At 65.8% G+C, this 22,784-nt stretch carries 20 protein-coding genes; 16 read left to right on the top strand and 4 right to left on the bottom strand.

The genetic code is table 11. The features are described 5' to 3' along the window. The first annotated feature begins 10 nt into the window (after nt 1-10). The gene (gene dnaJ, locus ACFQ50_RS04030; RefSeq protein WP_377994227.1) at nt 11-1,135 is read left to right on the top strand and encodes a molecular chaperone DnaJ; all 1,125 of its coding nucleotides are present in this window, start codon (nt 11-13) and stop codon (nt 1,133-1,135) included. A gap of 2 nt (nt 1,136-1,137) precedes the next feature. After that, entirely contained in the window at nt 1,138-1,908 is a 771-nt protein-coding gene (locus ACFQ50_RS04025; RefSeq protein WP_377994226.1) for a 16S rRNA (uracil(1498)-N(3))-methyltransferase, read from the top strand. 122 nt (nt 1,909-2,030) lie between these two features. Here ACFQ50_RS04025 and ACFQ50_RS04020 read toward each other — a convergent pair whose 3' ends face one another. Beyond that, nucleotides 2,031-2,948, bottom strand: coding sequence for a GerMN domain-containing protein (locus tag ACFQ50_RS04020; protein WP_377994225.1), 918 nt, complete (start codon nt 2,946-2,948; stop codon nt 2,031-2,033). A 345-nt stretch (nt 2,949-3,293) separates the two neighbouring features. Between ACFQ50_RS04020 and ACFQ50_RS04015 the strand changes: the two genes are divergently transcribed. The 5 genes from ACFQ50_RS04015 (at nt 3,294) to ACFQ50_RS03995 (ending at nt 8,864) form a co-directional block, all read left to right on the top strand. Then, nucleotides 3,294-4,394 carry a PhoH family protein gene (locus ACFQ50_RS04015; RefSeq protein ID WP_377994224.1) on the top strand — a complete coding sequence of 367 codons (1,101 nt, stop codon included), beginning with the start codon at nt 3,294-3,296 and terminating at the stop codon, nt 4,392-4,394. Further along, on the top strand, nt 4,378-4,851 hold the full coding sequence (ybeY, locus tag ACFQ50_RS04010; protein ID WP_377994223.1) for an rRNA maturation RNase YbeY: 474 nt from the start codon (nt 4,378-4,380) through the stop codon (nt 4,849-4,851). The genes ACFQ50_RS04015 and ybeY overlap by 17 nt, the downstream gene beginning before the upstream one ends. Beyond that, nucleotides 4,848-6,191: a hemolysin family protein gene (locus ACFQ50_RS04005; protein WP_377994222.1), complete on the top strand. Its 1,344-nt coding sequence runs from the start codon at nt 4,848-4,850 to the stop codon at nt 6,189-6,191. Before ybeY ends, ACFQ50_RS04005 begins: the two co-directional genes overlap by 4 nt. Continuing rightward, the gene (gene era, locus ACFQ50_RS04000) at nt 6,175-7,134 is read left to right on the top strand and encodes a GTPase Era (protein ID WP_331569399.1); all 960 of its coding nucleotides are present in this window, start codon (nt 6,175-6,177) and stop codon (nt 7,132-7,134) included. Before ACFQ50_RS04005 ends, era begins: the two co-directional genes overlap by 17 nt. 146 nt (nt 7,135-7,280) lie before the next feature. Continuing rightward, entirely contained in the window at nt 7,281-8,864 is a 1,584-nt protein-coding gene (locus tag ACFQ50_RS03995; RefSeq protein ID WP_377994221.1) for an LCP family protein, read from the top strand. Nucleotides 8,865-8,956: 92 nt separating this feature from the next. Here the strand turns inward: ACFQ50_RS03995 and ACFQ50_RS03990 are convergent, their stop codons facing one another. Then, nucleotides 8,957-10,909, bottom strand: coding sequence for a M13 family metallopeptidase (locus ACFQ50_RS03990; RefSeq protein WP_377994220.1), 1,953 nt, complete (start codon nt 10,907-10,909; stop codon nt 8,957-8,959). 250 nt (nt 10,910-11,159) lie between these two features. Between ACFQ50_RS03990 and leuA the strand changes: the two genes are divergently transcribed. The 3 genes from leuA to ACFQ50_RS03975 all read left to right on the top strand — a co-directional run bounded on the left by leuA (nt 11,160) and on the right by ACFQ50_RS03975 (nt 14,564). Beyond that, entirely contained in the window at nt 11,160-12,899 is a 1,740-nt protein-coding gene (leuA, locus tag ACFQ50_RS03985) for a 2-isopropylmalate synthase (RefSeq protein WP_377994219.1), read from the top strand. Between the two features lie 76 nt (nt 12,900-12,975). After that, a complete protein-coding gene (gene recO / locus ACFQ50_RS03980) occupies nt 12,976-13,740 on the top strand; it encodes a DNA repair protein RecO (RefSeq protein ID WP_377994218.1) in 765 nt (254 codons plus the stop codon). A gap of 2 nt (nt 13,741-13,742) precedes the next feature. Then, nucleotides 13,743-14,564 (top strand): isoprenyl transferase, encoded by an 822-nt coding sequence (locus ACFQ50_RS03975; protein ID WP_377994217.1) that lies wholly within the window; start codon nt 13,743-13,745, stop codon nt 14,562-14,564. Nucleotides 14,565-14,617: 53 nt separating this feature from the next. Here ACFQ50_RS03975 and ACFQ50_RS03970 read toward each other — a convergent pair whose 3' ends face one another. Continuing rightward, nucleotides 14,618-15,589, bottom strand: a complete 972-nt coding sequence (locus ACFQ50_RS03970) for an alpha/beta hydrolase (protein WP_377994216.1) — start codon at nt 15,587-15,589, stop codon at nt 14,618-14,620. An 88-nt stretch (nt 15,590-15,677) separates the two neighbouring features. On the opposite strand from ACFQ50_RS03970, the gene ACFQ50_RS03965 reads away from it, so the two are divergent. Further along, nucleotides 15,678-16,742: a quinone-dependent dihydroorotate dehydrogenase gene (locus tag ACFQ50_RS03965; protein WP_377994215.1), complete on the top strand. Its 1,065-nt coding sequence runs from the start codon at nt 15,678-15,680 to the stop codon at nt 16,740-16,742. A 99-nt stretch (nt 16,743-16,841) separates the two neighbouring features. On the opposite strand, the gene ACFQ50_RS03960 is transcribed toward ACFQ50_RS03965, so the two are convergent. After that, nucleotides 16,842-17,432 (bottom strand): DUF3043 domain-containing protein, encoded by a 591-nt coding sequence (locus tag ACFQ50_RS03960; RefSeq protein WP_377994323.1) that lies wholly within the window; start codon nt 17,430-17,432, stop codon nt 16,842-16,844. A gap of 129 nt (nt 17,433-17,561) precedes the next feature. Here ACFQ50_RS03960 and ACFQ50_RS03955 point away from each other — a divergent pair, with 129 nt between their 5' ends. The 5 genes from ACFQ50_RS03955 to ACFQ50_RS03935 all read left to right on the top strand — a co-directional run bounded on the left by ACFQ50_RS03955 (nt 17,562) and on the right by ACFQ50_RS03935 (nt 22,742). Beyond that, nucleotides 17,562-19,004, top strand: coding sequence for a dipeptidase (locus tag ACFQ50_RS03955; protein ID WP_377994214.1), 1,443 nt, complete (start codon nt 17,562-17,564; stop codon nt 19,002-19,004). A 160-nt stretch (nt 19,005-19,164) separates the two neighbouring features. Then, nucleotides 19,165-19,554, top strand: a complete 390-nt coding sequence (locus ACFQ50_RS03950) for an iron-sulfur cluster assembly accessory protein (RefSeq protein ID WP_306923786.1) — start codon at nt 19,165-19,167, stop codon at nt 19,552-19,554. A gap of 185 nt (nt 19,555-19,739) precedes the next feature. Continuing rightward, the gene (gene coxB / locus ACFQ50_RS03945; protein WP_377994213.1) at nt 19,740-20,612 is read left to right on the top strand and encodes a cytochrome c oxidase subunit II; all 873 of its coding nucleotides are present in this window, start codon (nt 19,740-19,742) and stop codon (nt 20,610-20,612) included. A 10-nt stretch (nt 20,613-20,622) separates the two neighbouring features. Further along, the gene (gene ctaD / locus ACFQ50_RS03940) at nt 20,623-22,344 is read left to right on the top strand and encodes a cytochrome c oxidase subunit I (protein ID WP_377994212.1); all 1,722 of its coding nucleotides are present in this window, start codon (nt 20,623-20,625) and stop codon (nt 22,342-22,344) included. Continuing rightward, nucleotides 22,341-22,742, top strand: a complete 402-nt coding sequence (locus ACFQ50_RS03935; RefSeq protein WP_307028704.1) for a cytochrome c oxidase subunit 4 — start codon at nt 22,341-22,343, stop codon at nt 22,740-22,742. Before ctaD ends, ACFQ50_RS03935 begins: the two co-directional genes overlap by 4 nt. Nucleotides 22,743-22,784 lie beyond the last annotated feature (42 nt).

Below are 22,784 nucleotides of genomic sequence, written 5' to 3'. Positions count from 1 at the left end.
GATACGAACTTTGAGCAGCCACTACGACGTTCTTGGAGTCTCCGCTGAAGCCACCGGCGAGGAGATCAAAAAGGCCTACCGCAAGCTGGCCCGCTCCCTCCACCCGGATGTCAACCCCGGGGAAGACGCCGCCGAACGCTTCAAGGCCGTCACCCACGCCTACGAGGTGCTGTCCGATCCGCAGAAGCGCAGGATCTACGACACCACCGGCAATGAGAACGGCACCGACAACGGCTTCGGCGGCGGCTACGCCGGCCAGGGCTTCGCGTTCCAGGACATCTTTGACACCTTCTTCGGCGCGGGCGGAACATCCGGGCCCGCGTCCCGCGTCCGCCGTGGGCAGGACGCGCTGATCAGCGTCCGGATCGACCTGCGCGATGCCGTCTTCGGCGTCAACAAGAAGCTGGAAGTGGACACAGCCGTCACCTGCCCCACGTGTGAAGGCTCGTGCTGCCGCGAGGGTAGCCACCCGGAACGCTGCGATATCTGCGGCGGCAGCGGCCAGGTGCAGCGGGCGGTCCGTTCCATCCTCGGCCAGGTCATGACCGCCGCGCCGTGCGGTTCCTGCGAGGGCTTCGGGACGGTCATCAAGGACCCCTGCAACGAGTGCAGCGGCCAGGGCCGTATCCGCAGCCGCCGCTCCCTGACCATCAAGGTGCCGGCCGGCGTGGCCACCGGAACCCGGATCCAGCTCTCCGGGCAGGGCGAGGCGGGCCCCGCAGGCGGCCCCTCCGGCGACCTTTATGTGGAAATCCGGGTCAACAACGACTCCACCTACATCCGCGAGGGCGACGACCTCCACGCGACTTTGAACATTCCCATGACGGCCGCCGCCCTCGGCACCGAACTGAGCCTGGAAACGTTCGACGGCAAGCAGGAGATCGACGTTAAGGCGGGCACCCAGTCCGGCGAGATCATCACCCTCCGCGGCCTGGGAGTTACCCATCTGCGGGGCTATGGCCGCGGTGACCTCAGGGTCCACCTGCAGGTGGAAACGCCGTCCAAGCTCGACCCCGCCCAGGAAGACCTGCTCCGGCAGTTGGCCAAGCTCCGCGGCGAGCAGTTCTCCGAGGGCAAGCTGGCGGCCAGCGGCGGCGTTTTCGCCAAGCTGCGGGACCGCCTCGGTAACCTGTAGCGGTGAGCAACGCCGTATTCTTCACCCCTGCCGGCGCGCTGGACGGCACCGCTCCCGGTTCGCTGTTCGTCCTCGACGGCGCGGAGGCCCGGCACGCGGTCACAGTCAAGCGTCTGGCGGTGGGCGAACAGGTGGACATCGCCGACGGCGCGGGCAGGCGTATCACCGGAACCGTGACTGGTGCCGCTCCCGCCCAGTTGACGGTCGAATGCACCTCCGTGAGCGTGGAACCCCGGCCCGACGTCCGCCTGGTCCTCGTGCAGGCCCTCGCCAAGGGGGACCGGGACGAGCTGGCGATCGAGACCGCCACCGAACTGGGCATCGACGCCGTGATTCCCTGGCAGTCGGAACGCTCCATCGTCCGGTGGAAGGGTGACCGGGCAGCCAAGGCGCACGGGAAATGGCAGTCCGCCGTGACGGCGGCGGCCAAGCAGGCCCGCCGCGCCTGGATCCCGGAGGTGCGTCCCGCCGTCGATACCCAGGCGCTGGCCAGGGAAGTGGCGGAGGCCGGCCTTGCCGTGATCCTGCACGAAGACGCCGTCACGCCGCTGCGGCGGGTCCTCGGCAAATGGTCCGGGGAGCGTCAGGAGGCGTCCGGCCCCGGCGAGATTCTCCTCATCGTTGGTCCCGAAGGGGGCATCAGTGCCCGCGAGGTCACCCGGCTGTGCAGCGCCGGGGCGGTTACGGCACTGTTGGGACCGCACGTGCTGCGGTCATCGACGGCGGGACCGGCCGGCGTCGTGGTGGTCAGCGACGTCCTGGGCCGTTGGTAACCTCAGGCCGTTGGTAACGTCAGGCCGCTGGTAACGTCAGGCCGCTGAGTTTTGGCCAGGGCCGGTTCGCTGGCGGACGGTGAACCGCTGGCGGACCTGAACCTCTAGCGAACGTTGAATCTCTACCGAACCGTGAACCCGCGCGAGTCCACGTTGAGTTCGTCCCCCGGCTTGCCCGCGTCGATCTGGGAAACGCGCACCTCGTAGTTCCCGGGCGCCAGATTCACCGTGATCCCGAAGATCCCGGAGGCGGCGGGATCCGCCGAGGCCCTGGCTTCCCCAGTCAGGTAGCTTTCCTTATCGCCGTTGTCCTGGACTTTGAGGATGCGCCAGTGGAGTTTGCCGTTGGGGACGGTGCTTCGCCCGGAGATTTTGACCCGGCCGTCGCCGACTCCGGTGCCTTGCTGCGGATCGATGATCCACACCGGCGCCACCATTCCCGCGCTGCGGGACGTCGGGGCGCCGAGCTTGACGTGCTTGAACGCCAGATAGTCCGTGTGCCCGTCCACGAGGATGACTACTTCGATTTGCTGCCCGGCGTCAATCAGCCCGGAGCTGGCACCGGCCGCCGTTGCGGTGTACACCAGCTGCTGGATGGCCCGCTGGGCCATGTCCGCGTCGAGGTTGCTGTTGAAGGCATCCGCGGAAACGTCCACGGTGATGACATTGGTGCCCGAGATCGAGGTCGCGAGGTTCTTGGGGTTCTGCCACGGCGTGAAGTAGTCAGGATCCAATGGCGTCTCGGACATCATGGCGCGCAGGGCCCGGGTGATCGGGTTCTCATCGTCAGGCACGTCGCGGAACTCGCGGTAGAGGAAGACATTGCTGTTGCTCCGCCCGATCCAGTAGACCGGCGCTTTGTTGGACGACTGCGTTGTTTCCAGCGGTGCGCTGGTGGTGGGGACACCGTCCGTGCCGGCGGCCCGGCGCGACGAGGACGTCGGCGAGTTCGCGGAGGTCACCGAGGGGTCGGGAGCGGCGATGCACCCTGACAGCAGCAGGGCAGCCGGAAGCAACGCGGACAGCAGCACGGAGCGCATCCGCGGTACTTTCCGGCCCGGAGTTCCTGGCTGACTGATGCTGGCGATCCCTTCGAATAAGCAGTTGTGTGCGGGCACGCCGGACCGTTGCCGGCAAGCTCCTTTTCCAGCATTACACGAGACTTTGGAGCGCCGGGCGCCTTTCGGGGCAGGCGGCCGAACTGCAACGGGAACGATATGAGGCCGATACAAAGTTGATACCTAATGGCGGGAACGCGTTACAGAAATGCGGTCCGCCGTGACCTTCCGGGACAGCAGGCCGGGGCGTGCGCTGGCGTAAGATGTAAAGACACAAACGAGTTATATTCCGAACTGGAGGGAACCGAAGGCCCGAGGGCCGTCACCATGACTGAATCAGCAAACGGAAAGCGCCGCCTCAACACGGGGGACCGAACCACGGGCGAATTCCCCCATACTCTTCCCGGTGTCCGGACGGAGGTGGTCATCTTCGATAACTCTGATCAGATGGTGCAGTCGCTGGGAAGCCACGACGAGGCCCTTCGCTTCATCGAGGACCAGTTCCCGGCCGTCAGTTTCCACGTTCGCGGCAACGAACTCTCCATCAACGGACCCGCGGCCGATGTTCCGCGGATCATGCGGCTGCTCCACGAGGTCAGGGGTCTCGTGGCCCGCGGCACCGTTATCACGCCGGCAGTTCTCCAGCAGCTGGTGTCGCTGCTCCGCAGCCAGTCGCTGCAGAATCCGGTGGAGGTGCTGACGCACGACATCCTGTCCAGCCGCGGCAAGACCATCAGGCCCAAGACGCTGAACCAGAAGAACTACGTGGACGCCATCGACGCGAACACGGTGATCTTCGGGATCGGTCCGGCCGGTACCGGCAAGACCTACCTCGCGGTGGCCAAGGCCGTTCAGGCCCTGCAGCAGAAGGAAGTCAGCCGGATCATCCTCACCCGTCCCGCCGTCGAAGCGGGCGAACGGCTGGGGTTCCTTCCGGGCACCCTCAGCGACAAGATCGACCCGTATCTGCGGCCGCTGTACGACGCGCTGCACGACATGATGGACCCCGAGTCGATTCCCCGGCTGATGGCGGCCGGCACCATCGAAGTGGCGCCGCTGGCCTACATGAGGGGCCGGACGCTGAACGACGCCTTCATCATTCTCGACGAGGCACAGAACACCACGCCGGAACAGATGAAGATGTTCCTGACCCGTCTGGGCTTCGGTTCCAAGATGGTGGTCACCGGCGACGTCACGCAGGTGGACCTTCCGTTCGGGACCCGTTCCGGCCTGCGCATTGTCGAGGAGATCCTCACCGGAATCGACGACGTCAGCTTCTCTGTTCTGGACGCCGCCGACGTCGTCCGCCACCGCCTGGTGGGGGACATCGTCAACGCCTACGGCATCTGGGACGAAGCACAACGCAACCGGGTCAAGCATTCCGTTCCCCGGGAACGACGGGAGAGCACGCATGAGCATCGAAGTTAACAACGAGTCCGGCATCCAGGTGGACGAAGCCCGTCTGGTGGCGTTGGCACGCTTCATCTTCGAACAGCTGTACATCCACCCGCAGGCGGAGCTGTCCATCCTGCTGGTGGACGAGCCGGCCATGGAAAAGCTGCATATCGAACTGATGGATGAGCCTGGCGCCACGGACGTCCTGTCCGTGCCCATGGACGAGCTGACCCCGGGCACCCCGGACAAGCAGACGCCGCAGGGAATGCTGGGCGACATCGCAATCTGCCCGCAGGTGGCCGAGGTGCAGGCCCGCAATGCCGGGCACTCCACGCAGGACGAGATGCTGCTGCTGACCACGCACGGAATCCTCCACCTGCTCGGCTATGACCACGCCGAACCCGAGGAGAAGGCAGAAATGTTCGGCCTGCAGCGCGAACTGCTGACGGCATTCACCGGCAAAGAAGCACCGGCCGAGACCACCCAGTGACCTCCCTGCTCCTTGTCTGCATGGCGCTGGCGTTTCTCGGTGCCGCAGCGCTGCTGACCGCTGCCGAGGCAGCGTTCAGCTTTCTGCCGCGCCACGACGCCGAGCAGGCCTTGCAGGGGAGCCAGGGCCCGGCGCTGCGGAGGATCCTGGATCAGCCGATGACGCACATGCGTGCCCTGCGCTTCTGGCGGATCTGGTTCGAATCGGCCTCCGCCGTAGCCGTGGCTGTGCTGCTTTACAGCTGGCTGGACAACGTCTGGCTGGCAGGCCTGGCCGCGACGGGCATCATGGCGGTCCTCGGGTTTGTGCTCGTGGGCGTCTCGCCGCGCCAGCTTGGCCGCTCGCATCCGGCCGCGGTGGCGCGGAATTCGGCGTCGCTGGTCCGGTTCCTGGCCTGGATACTGGGGCCAATCCCCGCCTGGCTGGTCCGGCTGGGCAGCGCCGTGGCTCCGGGTTCGCCCAACGGTGACGACTCCTACTTCAGCGAGGAGGAGTTCCGCGAGCTGGTTGACCGGGCCACCGAATCGGACATGATCGAGGACAACGAGGCCGAACTCATCCAGTCCGTCTTCGAGTTCGGCGACACCCTGGTCCGCGCCGTGATGGTGCCGCGGACGGACATCCTGACCATCGACGCCGGTTCGAGCCTGCACAGCGCAATGGCGCTGTTCCTGCGGTCGGGGTATTCCAGGATCCCCGTCATCGGGGAAAACACAGATCAGATCCTGGGCATCATCTACCTCAAGGATGTGGCCGCCGCGATTCACGGCATGGACCCGGAGGCCGAACCGCCTGTGGTGGATGTGCTGGCCCGGGAGGTGCGGTACGTGCCGGATTCCAAGCCGGTGAGCGACCTCCTGCGGGAACTCCAGAAGGAGTCCACGCACGTCGCCATCGTCATCGACGAATACGGCGGGACCGCAGGGCTGGTAACGCTCGAGGACCTGATTGAAGAGCTCGTCGGCGAAATCGTGGATGAGTACGACTCGGAAAGCGCCGCCGTCGTCGATCTGGGCGACGGAACATTCCGGGTGAGCGCCCGGATGGGGATCGACGACCTCGGCGAGCTGTTCGGCATCGAACTGGAGGACGACGAGGTGGACACCGTGGGCGGCCTGCTGGCCAAGGCCCTGGGCCGGGTCCCGATCGTGGGGAGCGCCGTGGATGTCGACGGCGTTTCGCTGCGCGCCGAGCGGCTCGAGGGCCGCCGGAACCGCGTCAGCCACATCATTGCGGGGGCCGCGCCGAAAGGGGCCGTTCCAAACAATACTGACCTTGAAGAACTACTCGACGAGGCCGAATCAATGCAACAGGGAGTTCCACGTGAGCAAGCAGAATAAGGCCGACGGCGGCGAACCGTTCGGCGGATACCATGCCGGATTTTCGGTGCTGGTGGGCCGGCCCAACGCGGGCAAATCCACTCTCACCAACGCCCTGGTGGGCAAGAAGGTGGCCATCACGTCCGCCAAGCCGCAGACCACGAGGCATACCATCCGCGGGATCGTCCACCGCGAGGACGCCCAGCTGATCCTCGTGGACACCCCGGGCCTGCACCGGCCCCGCACCCTGCTGGGCAAGAGGCTTAACGACCTCGTCGCCGACACACTCTCAGAGGTGGACGCGATCGGGTTCTGCATTCCCGCCAACGAGAAGATCGGGCCCGGTGACAAGTTCATCGCCGCCCAGCTCGCGGCCGTAGGGCGCAAGCCGGTGATTGCCCTCGTTACGAAGGCAGACCTGGTGGACCGGCAGGCACTGACAGAGCAGCTGCTGGCCGTCGCCGAGCTCGGCAGGGAAGTGCTGGGCGAGGACGGCTGGAAGGACATCGTTCCGGTCTCGGCCGCGGACGGGTTCCAAGTGGGCACGGTGGCGGACGTCCTGATCAGCCACATGCCGCCGTCGCCCCCGCTCTATCCGGACGGCGAGCTGACCGATGAGCCGGAGGCAGTCATGGTGGCCGAACTCATCCGGGAGGCTGCGCTGGAGGGTGTGCGCGACGAGCTGCCGCACTCACTGGCCGTGGTAGTGGAGGAAATCGTACCCCGCGAAGGCCGGACCGAAGACAACCCGCTCCTGGACGTCCGCGTCAACCTCTACGTGGAGCGTCCGTCGCAGAAGGCGATCATCATCGGCAAGGGCGGAAGCCGCCTGCGCGAGGTCGGCACCAATGCCCGCAAGGGCATCGAGGCGCTCCTGGGCACCCGCATCTACCTCGACCTGCACGTCAAGGTGGCCAAGGACTGGCAGCGCGACCCCAAGCAGCTGGTGAAGCTCGGGTTCTGACCCGCTGCCGCTTGCCCGCCGGACCGGCGCCCGCAAATCGGGGCTTCCGGCTGCCCGCCGGGCCGTGAACGCCGGATTTCCGGCGTTTTCCCAGAAACGGCTACTAAAATAGGCCGGATCCCATTTTTTCGAGGAAGGTACACCCTGTGGTGCGACGCCGCGACAACCGCGCCCAAGGACCGGGCACACCCGCCCGTTCCGAGCCAGCTGCCCGGCATGCCGAGGACTCCCGGCTGGGCGCTGCCCGGCACCTGAATGTCCGCCACATGCCCACGTGGCTCAAGGTGACCACCGCCGTCGTCGCCGTGGTCCTGGCCGGCGGCCTGGCCTTTGCCGGCTACTGGTACTTCAGGTTGCAGTCCAACATCTCCACGGCAGCCCTTGGTGCCGGCAGCAGCCGCACCGACACCACGGACGATGCCACCGGCCGGCTGCAGATCCTGATCCTGGGCTCTGACACGCGCGACGGCAAGAACTCCAATTACGGCAGCACCGAGGATTCCACCGGCTACGGCAACTCCGACGTCATGATGCTCATGGACATCTCGGAGGACAACAAACGGGTCAATGTCATCAGCTTCCCCCGCGACCTGCTCGTGGACATCCCCAAGTGCACGGACCAGAAGACCGGCAAGCAGTACCCGTCCCGCAGCGGCATCATGATCAATGAGGCCATGAAAGAGGCCGGCATTGGCTGCGCCGTGGACACCGTCAACAAGCTGACCGGCATGGAGGTGGACCACTTCATGATGGCCGACTTCAACGCCGTCAAGGAGCTGTCGAACGCCGTGGGCGGCGTCTCGGTGTGCATCAGCGACGCCGTCTATGACCCCGACTCGCGGCTGCGGCTGCCCAAGGGCACCTCCCAGGTGCAGGGCGAACAGGCCCTGGCGTTCCTCCGCACCCGCCATGCGTTCGGCGACGGCGGAGACCTCGGCCGCATCAAGGCCCAGCAGGGCTTCCTGTCCTCCCTGACCCGGAAGATCAAGGATGACGGCACCCTCTCCAACCCGGCGAAGCTGCTGAACATCGCCGATGTCATCACCAAGAACCTGACGGTCGACGACGGATTGGCCTCCGTGCCGTCGATGATCACCATCGCCAACCGGCTGAAGACGATCGACGTCGGCAAGGTCGCCTTTGTGGCGATGCCGACTGTCCCTGCCACCAGCGATCCCAACCGGTTGGAAGCCGCGCAGCCCGCCGCCTCACAGCTGTTCGCTGCCTTGCGCAAGGATGTCGACCTGACCGACCCGGATGGCAAGGAAACCCCGTCACCGTCGGCGACGCCCAAACCTTCGGCCAGTTCCACTCCGAAGGCCACGCCGAAGCCCACCGCGACGGCGGCACCGTATGACAAGGCCCTGCAGCCCATCACCGTGGCCAACGGAACCGGCTCGGCCACCCGGACCCAGGAAATCGTGGACGCCGTTGTTGCGGGCGGCTTCACCCAGGTGGGGCAGTTGGAGGCCGACCCCACGGCAAAGACCATGGTGTACTACGGGCCCGAGTTCGCGGACGTCGCCGCCGATGTGGCAGCCCTGTTTGGCATTCCGGCCGCCCAGGTGGCACCGTCGTCCGGCGTCGCGGGAGTGCAGCTGTACCTCGGCTCCGACTTCCCGTCCGGGACCAAGTTCGGCAAGACGACCGTGCCCAAGGACATCGTCAACCAGACAGCCAGCGACACCGTTTGCCAGCAGGCAAACCCGGAGCTGGTCGTCCAGCAGTAATCCGCCTACAGGCCGCAATCAACTGTAGGCCGGACAAAAAATGCCGGGCCGCCCCGAACAGGGTGGCCCGGCATTTTGCGCTCACCAGACGCTCACCAGATGCTGACGCGCTCCGCAGGGGGCATCCACATGCCGTCCTTCTCCGTTACGCCGAACGCGGTGTGGAAGGAGTCGAGGTTCTTGGCAATGGCGTTGGTACGGAACTCGTTGGGGGAGTGCGGGTCCGTGGCGAGGCGCCGGATGGCCTCCTCGGTTCGGATCACCTGGCGCCAGCCCGCAGCCCAGGAGGCGAAGAAGCGCTGTTCACCCGTCAGCCCGTCGAGCACCTCGGGTTCTTGGCCGTCGAGGCTGAGGCGGTAGGCCTTGTGCGCAATGGTGAGCCCACCCAGGTCGCCGATGTTTTCGCCCAGCGTCAGCTTGCCGTTGACGTTGTGGCCGGGCGCGGCGTACGGGGACAGCGCGTCGAACTGCTCCACGAGGCGTCCGGTCAGGGCTTCAAAGGCCTTGCGGTCATCTTCGGTCCACCAGTTGCGCAACTCGCCCGTGCCGTCGAACTGGGAGCCCTGGTCATCGAAGCCGTGGCCGATCTCGTGTCCGATCACGGCCCCGATGCCGCCATAGTTCACGGCGTCGTCCGCTTCGGCGGTGAAGAAGGGCGGCTGAAGGATGGCGGCCGGGAAGACGACCTCATTCAGCATCGGGTGATAGTACGCGTTGACGGTCTGCGGCGTCATGAGCCACTTGTTGTGGTCCACCGGCTTGCCCACCTCGTCGAGATGACGGTCGACGTCGGCGTTGTGGGCCCGTTCGACGTTCCCCAGCAGGTCTGCGGGGTCGATCACCACTGCGGAGTAGTCGATCCACTCGTCGGGGAAGCCGATCTTTGCCCGGAACGCCCCCAGTTTCCGGAGTGCCTCGGCCTTGGTGTCCTCGCCCATCCATTCCAGGCCGCTAATGCTCTGCCGGTAGGCCTCGATCAGGTTCCCCACCAGCGTCTGCATGCGTGCCTTGTGCCCTCCGGGGAAGTGCCGGGCAACGTAGATCTGGCCAACGGCTTCGCCCAGTGCGGCCTCGACGACGGCGACGCCCCGCTTCCAGCGGTCCTTGTTCCGCGGCGTGCCGCTGATGGTGGTGCCGTAGAAGGCGAAGTTCGTGTCCACATAAGCTGATGAGAGATACGGGGCCGCCGAGTTGATGACCCGCAGGGCAAGCCATTCCTGCCACACCGGCAGCGACTCCGAGGCCAGCAGTGCGGCGGCGCCGGCGAAGAAGTCAGGCGTGCTGACCACGATCTCCTGGCGCTTGTCCGCGGCGATGTCCGCTGCGTCAAACCACGTGTCCAGCAGGGGAAACAGCTGGTGTGCCTCGTCTGCCGACTTCAGGTTGTACGTCTTCTGCGGGTCGCGGAGCGTGACCTTGTCCCAATGGTGCGAGGCGAGGGAGGTTTCCAGTGCCACCACCCGGGCCGCGGCGTTTTCGGGATCGGCCACTCCGGCCAGGCCGAACATGGTGCCCACGTACTCCCGGTAGGACTCCACCACCGGGGCGAATTTCTCCTCGCGGTAGTAGGACTCGTCGGGGAGCCCGAGGCCGCCCTGGCCCGTGTACAGGAGAACGCGGTCGGGGTTGCCGGCGTCGGGTGCCGGGTAGATGTAGAAAAGTCCCGACACATCGGCGCGGAAGAGCCGGCCGGCCAGTGCCAGGAGCTCAGAAATGCTGGCCGTGGCGAAGACCTCGGCCAGGCGTCCGCGGATGGGGTCCAGGCCCTTCGCCTCCACGGCGGCCTCATCCATGAAGCTGCTGTACAGGTCGCCTATCTTTCGCTCGATGCCGCTCGCCTCGGACCCCTTGGCAGCGGCTTCCTCGATGATTTCCCGGACTGCCAGCTCGGAGCCGTCGCGAAGGGCAGTGAAGGTGCCTTCCAGCGGACGGTCGTCAGGGATGGTGGTGTCCTTCAGCCAGGCCCCGTTCACATGCTGGTAGAGGTCGTCCTGTGGCCTCACGCTGTGGTCGATGTTTGACTGGGCGATCCCCGAAATTGGCACATGAGCTCCTTCGATGACGGGCTGCGGCCGGCACTTTCACCGGTGCAGCGTCTGCATGGTGGACGTTGCTGGAGGTGTTGCCCCTTCATCTTACGCACCCGTGTTACTGTGAAATGGTGCGTGCAGAGCTCCTTCTTCTTAGCTGCCGCGGCGAGGCCTCAGACGCGATCTAGCGCAAGGCCCACCCTCGTCGCGGAGTTTGTGTTGCCCGGCCACCCTTTCACTCAGAATCACAGAAAAGGCCAGATTAATGCGAAACGCACAGAAGCCCTCCGGAATGCCGATCCACCGCTACATCCCCTTCCAGGACCAGATCAAGGTCGATCTGCCGGACCGCACCTGGCCGGATAAAACAATCACCACGGCCCCGCGCTGGTGCGCAGTGGATCTGCGCGACGGAAACCAGGCACTGATTGACCCCATGAGCCCGGCCCGCAAGATGAAGATGTTCGACCTGCTGGTCCGCATGGGCTACAAGGAAATCGAGGTCGGCTTTCCCTCCGCGTCCCAGACCGACTTCGACTTCGTCCGCCAGCTGATCGAAGGCAACCACATCCCGGATGACGTCACCATCCAGGTGCTGACCCAGGCCCGCGAACACCTCATCGAGCGGACCTATGAATCCCTGGTGGGTGCCAAGCAGGCCATCGTGCACCTGTACAACTCCACCTCCGTCCTGCAGCGCCGCGTGGTGTTCAACCAGGACGAGGACGGCATCCTGGACATCGCCCTGCAGGGCGCCCGCCTGTGCAAGAAGTACGAAGAAACGCTGGGCGACACCCACATCACGTACGAGTACTCGCCGGAGTCCTTCACCGGAACCGAGCTGGAGTACGCCCTCCGCGTCTGCAACGCCGTCGCCGACGTGTTCGAGGCGTCCGCCGACCGTCAGGTCATCATCAACCTGCCGGCCACCGTGGAGATGGCTACCCCGAACATTTACGCGGACTCCATCGAGTGGATGAGCCGCAACCTGCACCCGCGCGAAGGCATCATTCTTTCGCTGCACCCGCACAACGACCGCGGCACCGGCGTGGCCGCAGCCGAGCTGGGCTACCAGGCCGGCGCCGACCGCATCGAGGGCTGCCTGTTCGGCAACGGGGAGCGGACCGGCAACGTGGACCTGGTGACCCTCGGCCTGAACATGTTCGTGCAGGGCGTCGACCCGATGATCGACTTCTCCGACATCGACGACGTCCGGCGCACCGTGGAGTACTGCAACCAGCTGCCGGTTGCGGAGCGTGCACCCTACGGCGGCGACCTCGTCTTCACCGCATTCTCCGGGTCCCACCAGGACGCCATCAAGAAGGGGCTCGAAGCCCTGGAGAAGGACGCGGCGGCCGCAGGCAAGGACGTCAGCGACGTCACCTGGCAGGTTCCGTACCTGCCGGTGGACCCGAAGGACCTCGGCCGCAGCTATGAGGCCGTGATCCGCGTCAACTCCCAGTCCGGCAAGGGCGGCGTGGCCTACCTGCTGAAGAACGAGCACAGCCTGGACCTGCCGCGGCGGGCGCAGATCGAATTCTCCGGCGTCATCCAGAAGCAGACTGACACCGTGGGCGGCGAAGTCAGCGGCGCCCAGCTCTGGCAGGTTTTCCAGGACGAGTACCTGCCCTCCGCCAAGACGGAAAGCCAGTGGGGCCGGTACTCGCTCGGCTCGGTGAAAACCGAAACCGACGAGGACGGTGCCATGACCCTGCTTGCCTCGCTGGGCGTCGACGGCACCCACGCCAGCCGCACCGGCACCGGCAACGGTCCCATCGCCGCGCTGCTGGACATCCTCGGCCAGGACGGCGTGGACGTTCGGGTGCTGGACTACAGCGAGCACGCCCTGTCTGAAGGCGGCAGCGCCCTCGCCGCAGCGTACGTCGAATGCGCCGTGGGGGAACGTGTCCTGTGGGGCGTCGGCATCGATTCCAACACCAGCACCTCGGCGCTGAAAGCAGTCATCTCTGCCGTAAACCGGGCCATCCGGGACGCCCAGGCCTGAGCTTCCTGACAGCTGCGCCGCCGGTCCGTACCGGCGGCGCAGCTGTTTCGGCGGCTCACCTGTTTTCATTGAGTCAATGGGAAGATTAAGCGTGGTCCAATCATTTGCAGCGCGCAGCTACCGCGATGACGCGGTGGTGTTGCGCACCCACAAGCTGGGCGAGGCGGACCGCATCATCACCCTCCTGACCAAACACCACGGCCAGGTCCGGGCGGTTGCCAAGGGAATCCGGCGGACCACCAGCCGCTTCGGTGCCCGCCTGGAGCCCTTCATGGTGGCAGACCTGCAGCTCGTGTCCGGCAAGACCCTCGACATCGTGACGCAGGCGGTCGCGAAGGGGGTGTACGGGGGCAACATCGCCGCGGACTACGGTCGGTACACGGTGGCAGCGGCCATGACCGAGACCGCCGAAAAGCTTACCGACGTCGACGGTGAAGCCGGAACCGCGCAGTACAACCTGCTGGTCGGCGCTTTGGCGTCGCTGAGCCGGGGGGACCACGCGCCGGAACTGATCCTGGATTCCTACCTGCTGCGGGCCCTGTCAACCGGCGGCTGGGCGCCCAGCTTCACCGACTGCGCACGCTGCGGCGCGACCGGACCACACACCGCCTTCTCCGCACCGCTGGGCGGCATGGTCTGCGGCGACTGCCGCCCGCCGGGCTCTCCAGCGCCCGCCCCTGAAACGGTGTCCCTGCTGGGCGCGCTGCTCACCGGGGACTGGACGACGGCGGACGCCTCACTTCCGGTGCACCGCAGGGAATCCGCGGGCCTGGTGGCAAGCTATCTGCAGTGGCACCTGGAACGTGTCCTGAAATCCCTCAAACATGTGGAGCGTACCTAACAGTGTCCTTGGGAAAGAAGACCAGTCCTGCCCGGCGCCGCACGGCCCCGGTGGTGGCCCCGTACCCGCACGAATCGGGCGCGGTTCCGCCCTCCATTCCGGCCGAGTTTGTGCCCCGGCACGTGGCCATTGTGATGGACGGCAACGGCAGGTGGGCCAACCAGCGCGGCCTGCCCCGCATCGAAGGCCACAAGGCAGGGGAGCCGGCACTCCTGGACGTGGTGGCCGGCGCCATCGAGCTGGGCATTGAATATGTCAGCGTGTACGCCTTCTCTACGGAGAACTGGCGCCGGTCTCCCGAGGAAGTCCGGTTTCTGATGGGATTCAACAAGGAGGTGCTGCGCAGGCAGCGCAACCAGCTGGACGACTGGGGCGTGCGGATCCGCTGGTCCGGCCGCCGTCCCCGGCTCTGGGGTTCGGTCATCCGCGAACTCGAGGAGGCGGAGGAGTACACCGCCGGAAACAGCACCTGCACGCTGACCATGTGCGTGAACTACGGCGGCCGGGCGGAAATTGCAGACGCCGTGTCCGCCATCGCCCGGGATGTGGCCGACGGAAGGCTCAAGCCCGGCGCCATCACCGAGAAGACGATCCAGAAATACCTTGACGAGCCGGACCTGCCCGACGTCGACCTCTTCCTCCGCAGTTCGGGTGAGCAGCGGCTGTCCAACTTCATGTTGTGGCAGTCCGCCTACGCGGAGTTCGTCTTCCTGGACACCCTGTGGCCCGACGTCGACCGCCGGACCCTCTGGGATGCGGTGGAGATCTACGCCCGCCGGGACCGCCGGTACGGCGGCGCCGTGGACGCTGCCAGGGCCCTCTAGGCCCCGGCAGTCCGGGGCCCTGGAAGCGCGCTACTGGATACGCTGCACCCGGATTAGGCGGCGTAACCCCTGATCCACCTGGCCAGGCGCCCGTATGCGTCGGCGCGCACGACCGCCCGTGAAAGGAACACGTCGTGCAGTGCGCCGTCGATGCGCTCCACGGTGACGCTCCTGCCCAGCGACATGGCTCGGGCGGCGATGGTGTTGACGTCCAGCACCGCGTCCGTCCGGCGCATTTCCTCGTTCCATACCATCCCGTTCTCACTCGCGGCAGACAGCAGGACCAGGATGGGCGCCCCGATGCCCAGTCCGCGGGCCACCCTGGCCTGTCCGGCAAGGATGGCACTGAGCCAGGCGGCGCGCACCGGAAAGGCCATGGGCGGCCGGTAGGCAGCGTCCACGGTCCACTCGCCTTCGGCGGCACTGCTGATGCTCCGCCAGTAGAATCCGCGCTCCGGCAGCCTGAGCACCGCCTCCGGACGCAGGCGGGCGATCGGCTCCACCATCGTCCAGGCCGCGCGCCGGACCAGGGCGCTGCCGTGCATTTCGAGCCATGGGCTGTTCAGGATCAGCTGGGAAACCGCGCCGGGATTGCGGCTGGCCCACAGGGCGGCCACGAGGCCGCCCGTGGAATGGCCCATGAGCGCCAACTGCACGGGTCCTGCACCGCCGGATCCGGCGATCATGCCCACCGCGGTGCCGATCTCGGCGTCGTAGTTTCCAAGGTCTGCGACGTAGCCGCCATGGGTGCCTGGCTGCAGGCTGCGTCCGTGGTTGTGCATGTCCAGGGCGAAGAACTCGAAGCCCTGCGCGTCCCAGAACCGCGCCAGCTCAACGTTGAAGAAGTAGTCGCTCCAGCCATGCAGGAACAGCACCGCCCGGCGCGGCCCGGCAGGCTGGACGTGCCAAGCGTCCGGGGGAGTGAAGCGGACCAGCGTCGCCCGGCGGCGGACGCCGTCCGGGCCTGCGGCGTCGAAAGCGCAGGACTCGAAGCCCGGGCCCAGGATGTCGCTCTGCCACTCCATGGCACCAGCGTAGGCTTTCCGGTTCCAGCAGGGCGGTGTTGTGTCGTTCCAGTTTGGTCTGCACCGCCGAAGACGGAAAACTAGAGGCATGCGCGTATACCCCACTTTCTTCAGGCTGGCCTTTTCATGGATGGACGCCGAACGCGCCCACAAGATCGGTTTCAAAGGAATCCGGCTGGTCCATTCCGTGGGCGCGGGACGAGTGCTGGAACGGTTTACGGCTCCGCCGGCCTCGCTTCAGACGAATGCCCTCGGCCTGACCTTCCCGTCGCCGTTCGGGCTGGCCGCCGGTTTCGACAAGGAGGGCCACGGAATCGAGGCCCTGACGGAGCTCGGGTTCGGCCACGTCGAGGTGGGCACCATCACCGGCCAGGCCCAGCCCGGCAATGAAAAGCCCCGGCTGTTCCGGCTGATTGAGGACCGGGCCGTCATCAACCGCATGGGATTCAACAACGACGGCGCCTCTGCCGTGGCTCCGCGGCTGAAGTCCGCCCGGGCCGCACTGCAGCGGCGTCACGCCAAGGTGCGGCCCGTGATCGGCGTCAACATCGGCAAGACCAAGGTTGTGGAGCTCGAGGATGCCGTGGAAGACTACCTCGTCAGTGCCCGCGGCCTTTCCCCGGCGGCGGACTACCTCGTGGTGAACGTCAGCTCGCCGAACACGCCGGGCCTGCGGCTCCTGCAGAACGTGGAAACCCTCCGGCCGCTGCTGAAGGCCGTGGGGGAGGAGGCCGACAAGTCAGCAGGCCGGCACGTCCCGCTGCTGGTCAAGATCGCACCCGACCTCACCGATGAGGACATCGACGACGTCGCCCGGCTGGCGATGGACCTCGGGCTCGACGGCATCATCGCCACGAACACCACCATTGGCCGGGACGGGCTCAGTTCCGCCGCGGACAAGGTGGGGGCCTGCGGCGCCGGAGGCCTCTCGGGGGCTCCGCTGAAGAGCCGTTCGCTGGAGGTGCTGCGCCGGCTGAAGTCTGTCACCCAGGACCGCCTGACGCTGATTTCCGTGGGCGGCGTGGAGACCGGCCAGGACGTCCAGGACCGCCTGGACGCCGGCGCCACCCTGGTCCAGGGCTATACGGCGTTCCTGTACGAGGGGCCGTTCTGGGCCGCCCGGATCAACAGGGAACTGGCCCGGAAGCGCTAGTACCCGATTAAACACAGCAGCCCGGCGGTTCCACCGCCGGGCTGCTGTGTTTAGGTCCGGGACCCCCTGGCTGGCTGTGCCGCAGGCTAGGACGAGGAATCAGGACGGGTACTGCCCGCGGCGGACCAGGGGCTTCGGCAGGCGAAGCTTCCGGAACTGCAGAGAACGCATGGAGCCATACCAGACGGTGCCGCGTTCTACTTCACCGAATTTTTCGGCGAGGCGCTTGCGGAGCTTGCGGGACAGGATGAACACGTCCACGAAAACAGCCAGGAACATCACCCAGAAGCCGCCGAGCACGTAAACCATCATGTTGCTGCTGGCAGGCACCAAGAGGGAGATGATGACGAACACCAGGGCGCCGAACATCAGGTACTCGCCCAGGCTGAAGCGGGCATCCACGTAGTCACGGGCGAACCGCTTCTGCGGGCCCTTGTCACGGATCGGCAGGAACCTTTCGTCGCCCGTGTCCAGTGCCTGGCGCATCTTCAGGCGCTGCTCCTGGGCGGCAACACGCTCCGCTTCCTTGGAGGCTTTGCGGTCCTCCGGCACGAGGGGGCGCCTGCGGGCCGCTTCCTGTGCCTTGCGCTTGGGCGTGGGTGCGCCTTTGCCTGCTACTGCGGCTGCCTCGGCAGCCTGCTGGTCAACTACATCCTGCGCCGCTGGCGCTTCCTTTTTACGTCCGAACACCACAACAGAATACCTTGGTGGGCTGTGCCCGAGGTCATGCCCGGCCACCGAGGGGTGCGGTGCTGTGGCGCCCGGCGCCTCCGCGGCGGCGAGGTTTGTTGTGGTGTGTGACACAGGTAGTGTTTGGCCATGACTACATTGCCTGCGGCGACCCCGCAACAGTACGACGCCCAGTTTGGGGGGACAGTGGCCGGCATCGACACCGACGCCCTGCGGGCCGCCGTTGACGCTGCCTTCGACACCACAGTTGCACAGCTGAAGGATCTGGTGGCCTTACCCGGCATCGCCTGGCCCAGCTTTGATCCTGCCCCGCTGGACGCCAGCGCCGAAGCCGTCGCCGAACTCGTGCGCGCGGCGGGCATCGGGGATGTCCGGATCCTGCGGTGCGACAAGGAGGACGGCACCCCCGGCGGGCCCGCCGTCGTGGCACGCCGCGAGGCCGCGCCCGGCAAGCCGACCATCCTTCTTTACGCCCACCACGACGTCCAGCCGCCCGGCGATCCGGCGCTGTGGGAGTCCGAGCCGTTTACCGCCGTCGAACGCAACGGGCGCCTCTACGGGCGCGGCGCGGCCGACGACAAGGCCGGGATCATGGCCCACGTCGCTGCGTACGGCGCCGTCACCCGGGTGCTCGGTGACGAATTCGGGCTGGGTGTCACCCTGTTCTTCGAAGGAGAGGAAGAGGCCGGTTCGCCCACCTTCAGGCCGTTCCTCGAAACGCACCGCGAACTGCTCCGCGCCGACGTCATTGTCGTGGCGGATTCCAGCAACTGGAAGGTCGGCGTGCCGGCCCTGACCACGAGCCTGCGCGGACTGGTCGACGGAACCATCGAGGTTCGGGTCCTGGACCACGCCGTGCATTCGGGAATGTTCGGCGGGCCCGTGCTCGATGCACCCACCCTGCTCTCGCGCCTGATCGCCACTCTCCACGACGACGACGGCAGCGTGGCCATTTCGGGGCTGGTGAGCCGGGACGAAACCGCAGTTGACCTCACCGAGGCCGAGTACCGGGCGGACGCCTCAGTGCTCGACGGCGTCAAGCTGGCAGGCACGGGAACCATCGCCTCACGCCTGTGGACCAAGCCGGCACTGTCGATCATCGGCTTTGATGCACCAGCCGTCAGCGTTGCCTCCAACACCCTGCTGCCCCACGCCCGCGCCAAGTTCAGCCTCAGGCTGGCGCCCGGCCAGGACCCCGCGGACGCCATGGAGGCCGTGCGCCGGCACGTGGAAACCCACGCGCCGTTCGGCGCCCAAGTGACCTTCACGCCGGGGGAGAGTGGCAACGCCTTCCAGACGGATACGGGATCCGCAGCTGCCGGCCTGGCCATGTGGGCGCTCGGCGAAGCCTGGGGCGTGCCCGCCGTGGAAATGGGAATTGGCGGTTCGATTCCGTTCATCAGCGACCTGACCGAGCTGTACCCCGAGGTTCAGATCCTGGTGACGGGCGTGGAGGACCCCGATTCACGGGCGCATTCAGCCAACGAATCGCTGCACCTGGGGGACTTCCGTAACGCGGTGGTCGCCGAGGCGCTACTGCTGGCGCGGCTGAACTCAGAGGGCCTCCGCTAGCAGCCCGCGCAGGGAACATTCAGGGGCCGGGCAGGGTTACGCCTGAAGTTAGAGCTCCGCGCCGGATCGACGTAGCATGTAGCTATAGCCCGTACCGTTTCCGTAGGGGCAGGCACCGTGCAAGCGGGGCAGCCACAACCGTCGTTAGTAAGGTAGGCCAATGAGCACTACGACCAATGAAAACAGCACCGAACCCACCGGCACGGCCAGTGAGGAACTGGCGAGCCACGAGGTTCAGCTGACTGACGTTGCAGCAGGCAAGGTCCGCAGCCTCCTGGAGCAGGAAGGCCGCACCGATCTTCGCCTCCGCGTAGCCGTGCAGCCGGGTGGCTGCTCCGGCCTCATTTACCAGCTGTACTTCGATGAGCGCCTCCTTGAAGGTGACGCCGTACGCGACTACGACGGTGTCGAGGTCGTCGTCGACAAGATGAGCGTGCCGTACCTCAGCGGTGCCAGCATCGACTTTGAAGACACCATCTCCAAGCAGGGCTTCACCATCGACAACCCGAATGCGGGCGGCTCATGCGCCTGCGGTGATTCGTTCCACTAAAGGGTAAGTAAGCCCTTCCTGAACCTCTTGGCGGCGTCGGTGAAAACCGGCGCCGCCACACGGTGGGGACATGTGGGCGAAAACCTGCGGGGAGCGGTAAGCTCTACACCGAGTAGTAAAACTTTTAGTGTGCCCGGGAAGCTTTTTGCCGCCCTGGCAACAGCAACAAGTAGGAAGGGCCGTCTGTGAGTTCGCAGAACCGAACCGGCAGCCGACGCAAAACGATCACTACGATCACTGGCTTGGCAACTGCCGGCGCGTTGGTTTTGACTGGATGTTCGCCAGAGGTAGAGAAGGGGTGGCTGCCCACCGAGCGTGGCACCACCAATCACACTGACCGCATCATGGACCTCTGGGTCAACTCATGGATTGCCGCCCTCGTGGTGGGCATCATCACTTGGGGCCTGATCGTCTGGTGCCTCGTTGCCTACCGCCGCCGCAAGGGCACCGTGGGCTTCCCGCGGCAGACCAGCTTCAACCTGCCCCTTGAGGTTTTCTACCTGACGATCCCGCTCTTCATGGTCCTGGTGTTCTTCTACTTCACCGACCGTGACCAGCAGGCGATCGATGACCGCTCGCAGCCGGCCGACGTCGTAGTGGACGTCCGCGGCAAGCAGTGGGCATGGGACTTCAACTACAAAAAGGGCGACGTCATCACCGAAGACGTCCACGAAGCCGGCGTCCAGGCGCACCTGACCGGTGAGGCAGTGGACAAGGAGAAGCTCCCCACCCTGTACCTGCCCATCAACAAGTCTGTTGACCTGGAATTGAACTCGCGCGACGTCATCCACTCCTTCTGGGTTCCCGCGTTCCTGCAGAAGCGGGACATGATCCCGGGCAAGACCAACTACATCCGGTTCACCCCCACCAAAGAGGGCACCTACGACGGCAAGTGCGCCGAGCTCTGCGGTGAGTACCACTCCGAGATGCTGTTCCGCGTCAAGGTTGTTTCCGAGTCCGAATTCCAGGCTCACATGAACCAGCTTCGCCAGGACGGCAACACGGGCCTGCTTGGTGACGAGTACGACCGCAACCCGAACCTGAACGCAACGAAGTAAGGGAAGCGAAGTGGCTACTTACACCCAGACCCCCGGGATCCTCGAGGCTCCCGTAGTTCCCAAATCCAAGGGGCGCATCGTCGTCAACTGGATCACCTCCACCGACCACAAGACCATCGGGTACATGTACCTGATCGCGTCCTTCGTGTTCTTCTGCTTCGGCGGCGTGATGGCGCTGCTGATCCGCGCCGAGCTCTTCGAACCCGGTATGCAGATCCTGCAGACCAAGGAACAGTACAACCAGCTGTTCACCATGCACGGCACCGTCATGCTGCTGATGTTCGCCACACCGCTTTTTGCCGGCTTTGCGAACGTGATCATGCCGCTCCAGATCGGTGCACCGGACGTCGCGTTCCCGCGACTGAATGCATTGGCCTTCTGGTTCTTCCTGTTCGGCTCCACGATCGCCGTTTCCGGCTTCATCACCCCGCAGGGTGCTGCATCCTTCGGCTGGTTCGCCTACGCACCGCTTTCCAACACCACCTTCAGCCCCGGCGTGGGCGGTGACCTGTGGGTCTTCGGCCTGGCGCTGTCCGGCTTCGGCACCATCCTGGGCGCGGTCAACTTCATCACCACCATCATCTGCATGCGTGCCCCCGGCATGACCATGTGGCGCATGCCGATCTTCACCTGGAACACCCTGGTCACGGCCATCCTGGTCCTGATGGCGTTCCCGCCGCTGGCCGCAGCCCTCTTCGCCCTCGGTGCGGACCGGCGTTTCGGTGCCCACATCTTCGACCCGGAGAACGGCGGCGCCGTCCTGTGGCAGCACCTGTTCTGGTTCTTCGGCCACCCCGAGGTGTACATCATCGCGCTGCCGTTCTTCGGCATCGTGTCCGAGATCTTCCCGGTCTTCAGCCGCAAGCCGATCTTCGGCTACAAGGGCCTGGTCTACGCGACCATCGCCATCGCCGCCCTGTCCGTGACCGTGTGGGCGCACCACATGTACGTCACCGGTTCCGTGCTGCTGCCGTTCTTCTCCTTCATGACCATGCTCATCGCGGTACCGACCGGTGTGAAGTTCTTCAACTGGATCGGCACCATGTGGCGCGGTTCGCTGACATTCGAAACCCCCATGCTGTGGAGCATCGGCTTCCTGATCACGTTCCTCTTCGGCGGCCTGACCGGCATCATCCTGGCCTCCCCGCCGCTGGACTTCCACGTCTCCGACTCCTACTTCGTGGTGGCGCACTTCCACTATGTGGTGTTCGGCACCGTGGTGTTCGCGATGTTCGCCGGCTTCTACTTCTGGTGGCCGAAGTGGACGGGCAAAATGCTCAACGAACGCCTCGGCAAGATCCACTTCTGGCTCCTGTTCCTGGGCTTCCACGGCACGTTCCTGATCCAGCACTGGCTCGGCGTCGAAGGCATGCCCCGCCGCTACGCCGACTACCTGGTCGAGGACGGCTTCACCTGGATGAACCAGTTCTCCACCATCGCCTCGTTCGTCCTGGGCGCGTCGCTGATCCCGTTCTTCTGGAACGTGTACATCACCGCACGCAGCGCCGAGAAGGTTCAGGTCGACGATCCCTGGGGCTTTGGGGCTTCCCTGGAGTGGGCCACGTCCTGCCCGCCGCCGCGGCACAACTTCACGTCCTTGCCGCGCATCCGCTCGGAGCGTCCGGCACTGGACCTGCACCACCCTGAGCTCTCCCAGTCACACACCGTTGAGTCGCCGGCACCTGCAGCAAGCGTGCTCGGTAACGCCGATCAGAAGGACACCGCGCAATGAGAATCGAGTCTTGGATTTTTGGAGCAGGAGTTTTCTTCTTCGTTCCGATTTCCATCATCTACGGCTTCCTCACCAACTGGTCTGAATGGGTCGGCACCCTGGGTATCCTCCTGGTGGGTGGCCTGGCGGGCATGATCGGTGCCTACCTGGGCTTCACTGGCAAGCGCGTGGGCATGCGTCCCGAGGACCGTGCGGACGCCGAAATCCACGAGGGCGCCGGCGAGCAGGGCCACTTCAGCCCCTGGAGCTGGTGGCCGCTGGTTCTGGGCCTCTCCTGCGCTGCAGGGTTCCTCGGCCTGGCCGTAGGCTTCTGGATCGTCTTCATCGCCGGCGGTATGGCGCTGGTCGCCCTCGTGGGCTGGGTCTACGAGTACAGCCGCGGAGACCACGCGCACTAGGCGTTCCAGTACCAAGAACGACGGCGGGCCCCACCTTTATGG

Source organism: Arthrobacter sp. NPDC056493, assembly GCF_042795115.1.
GTDB lineage: Bacteria > Actinomycetota > Actinomycetes > Actinomycetales > Micrococcaceae > Arthrobacter.
Note: the sequence above shows the minus strand (reverse complement) of the source record. Positions and strands in the feature narration are given on the sequence as shown.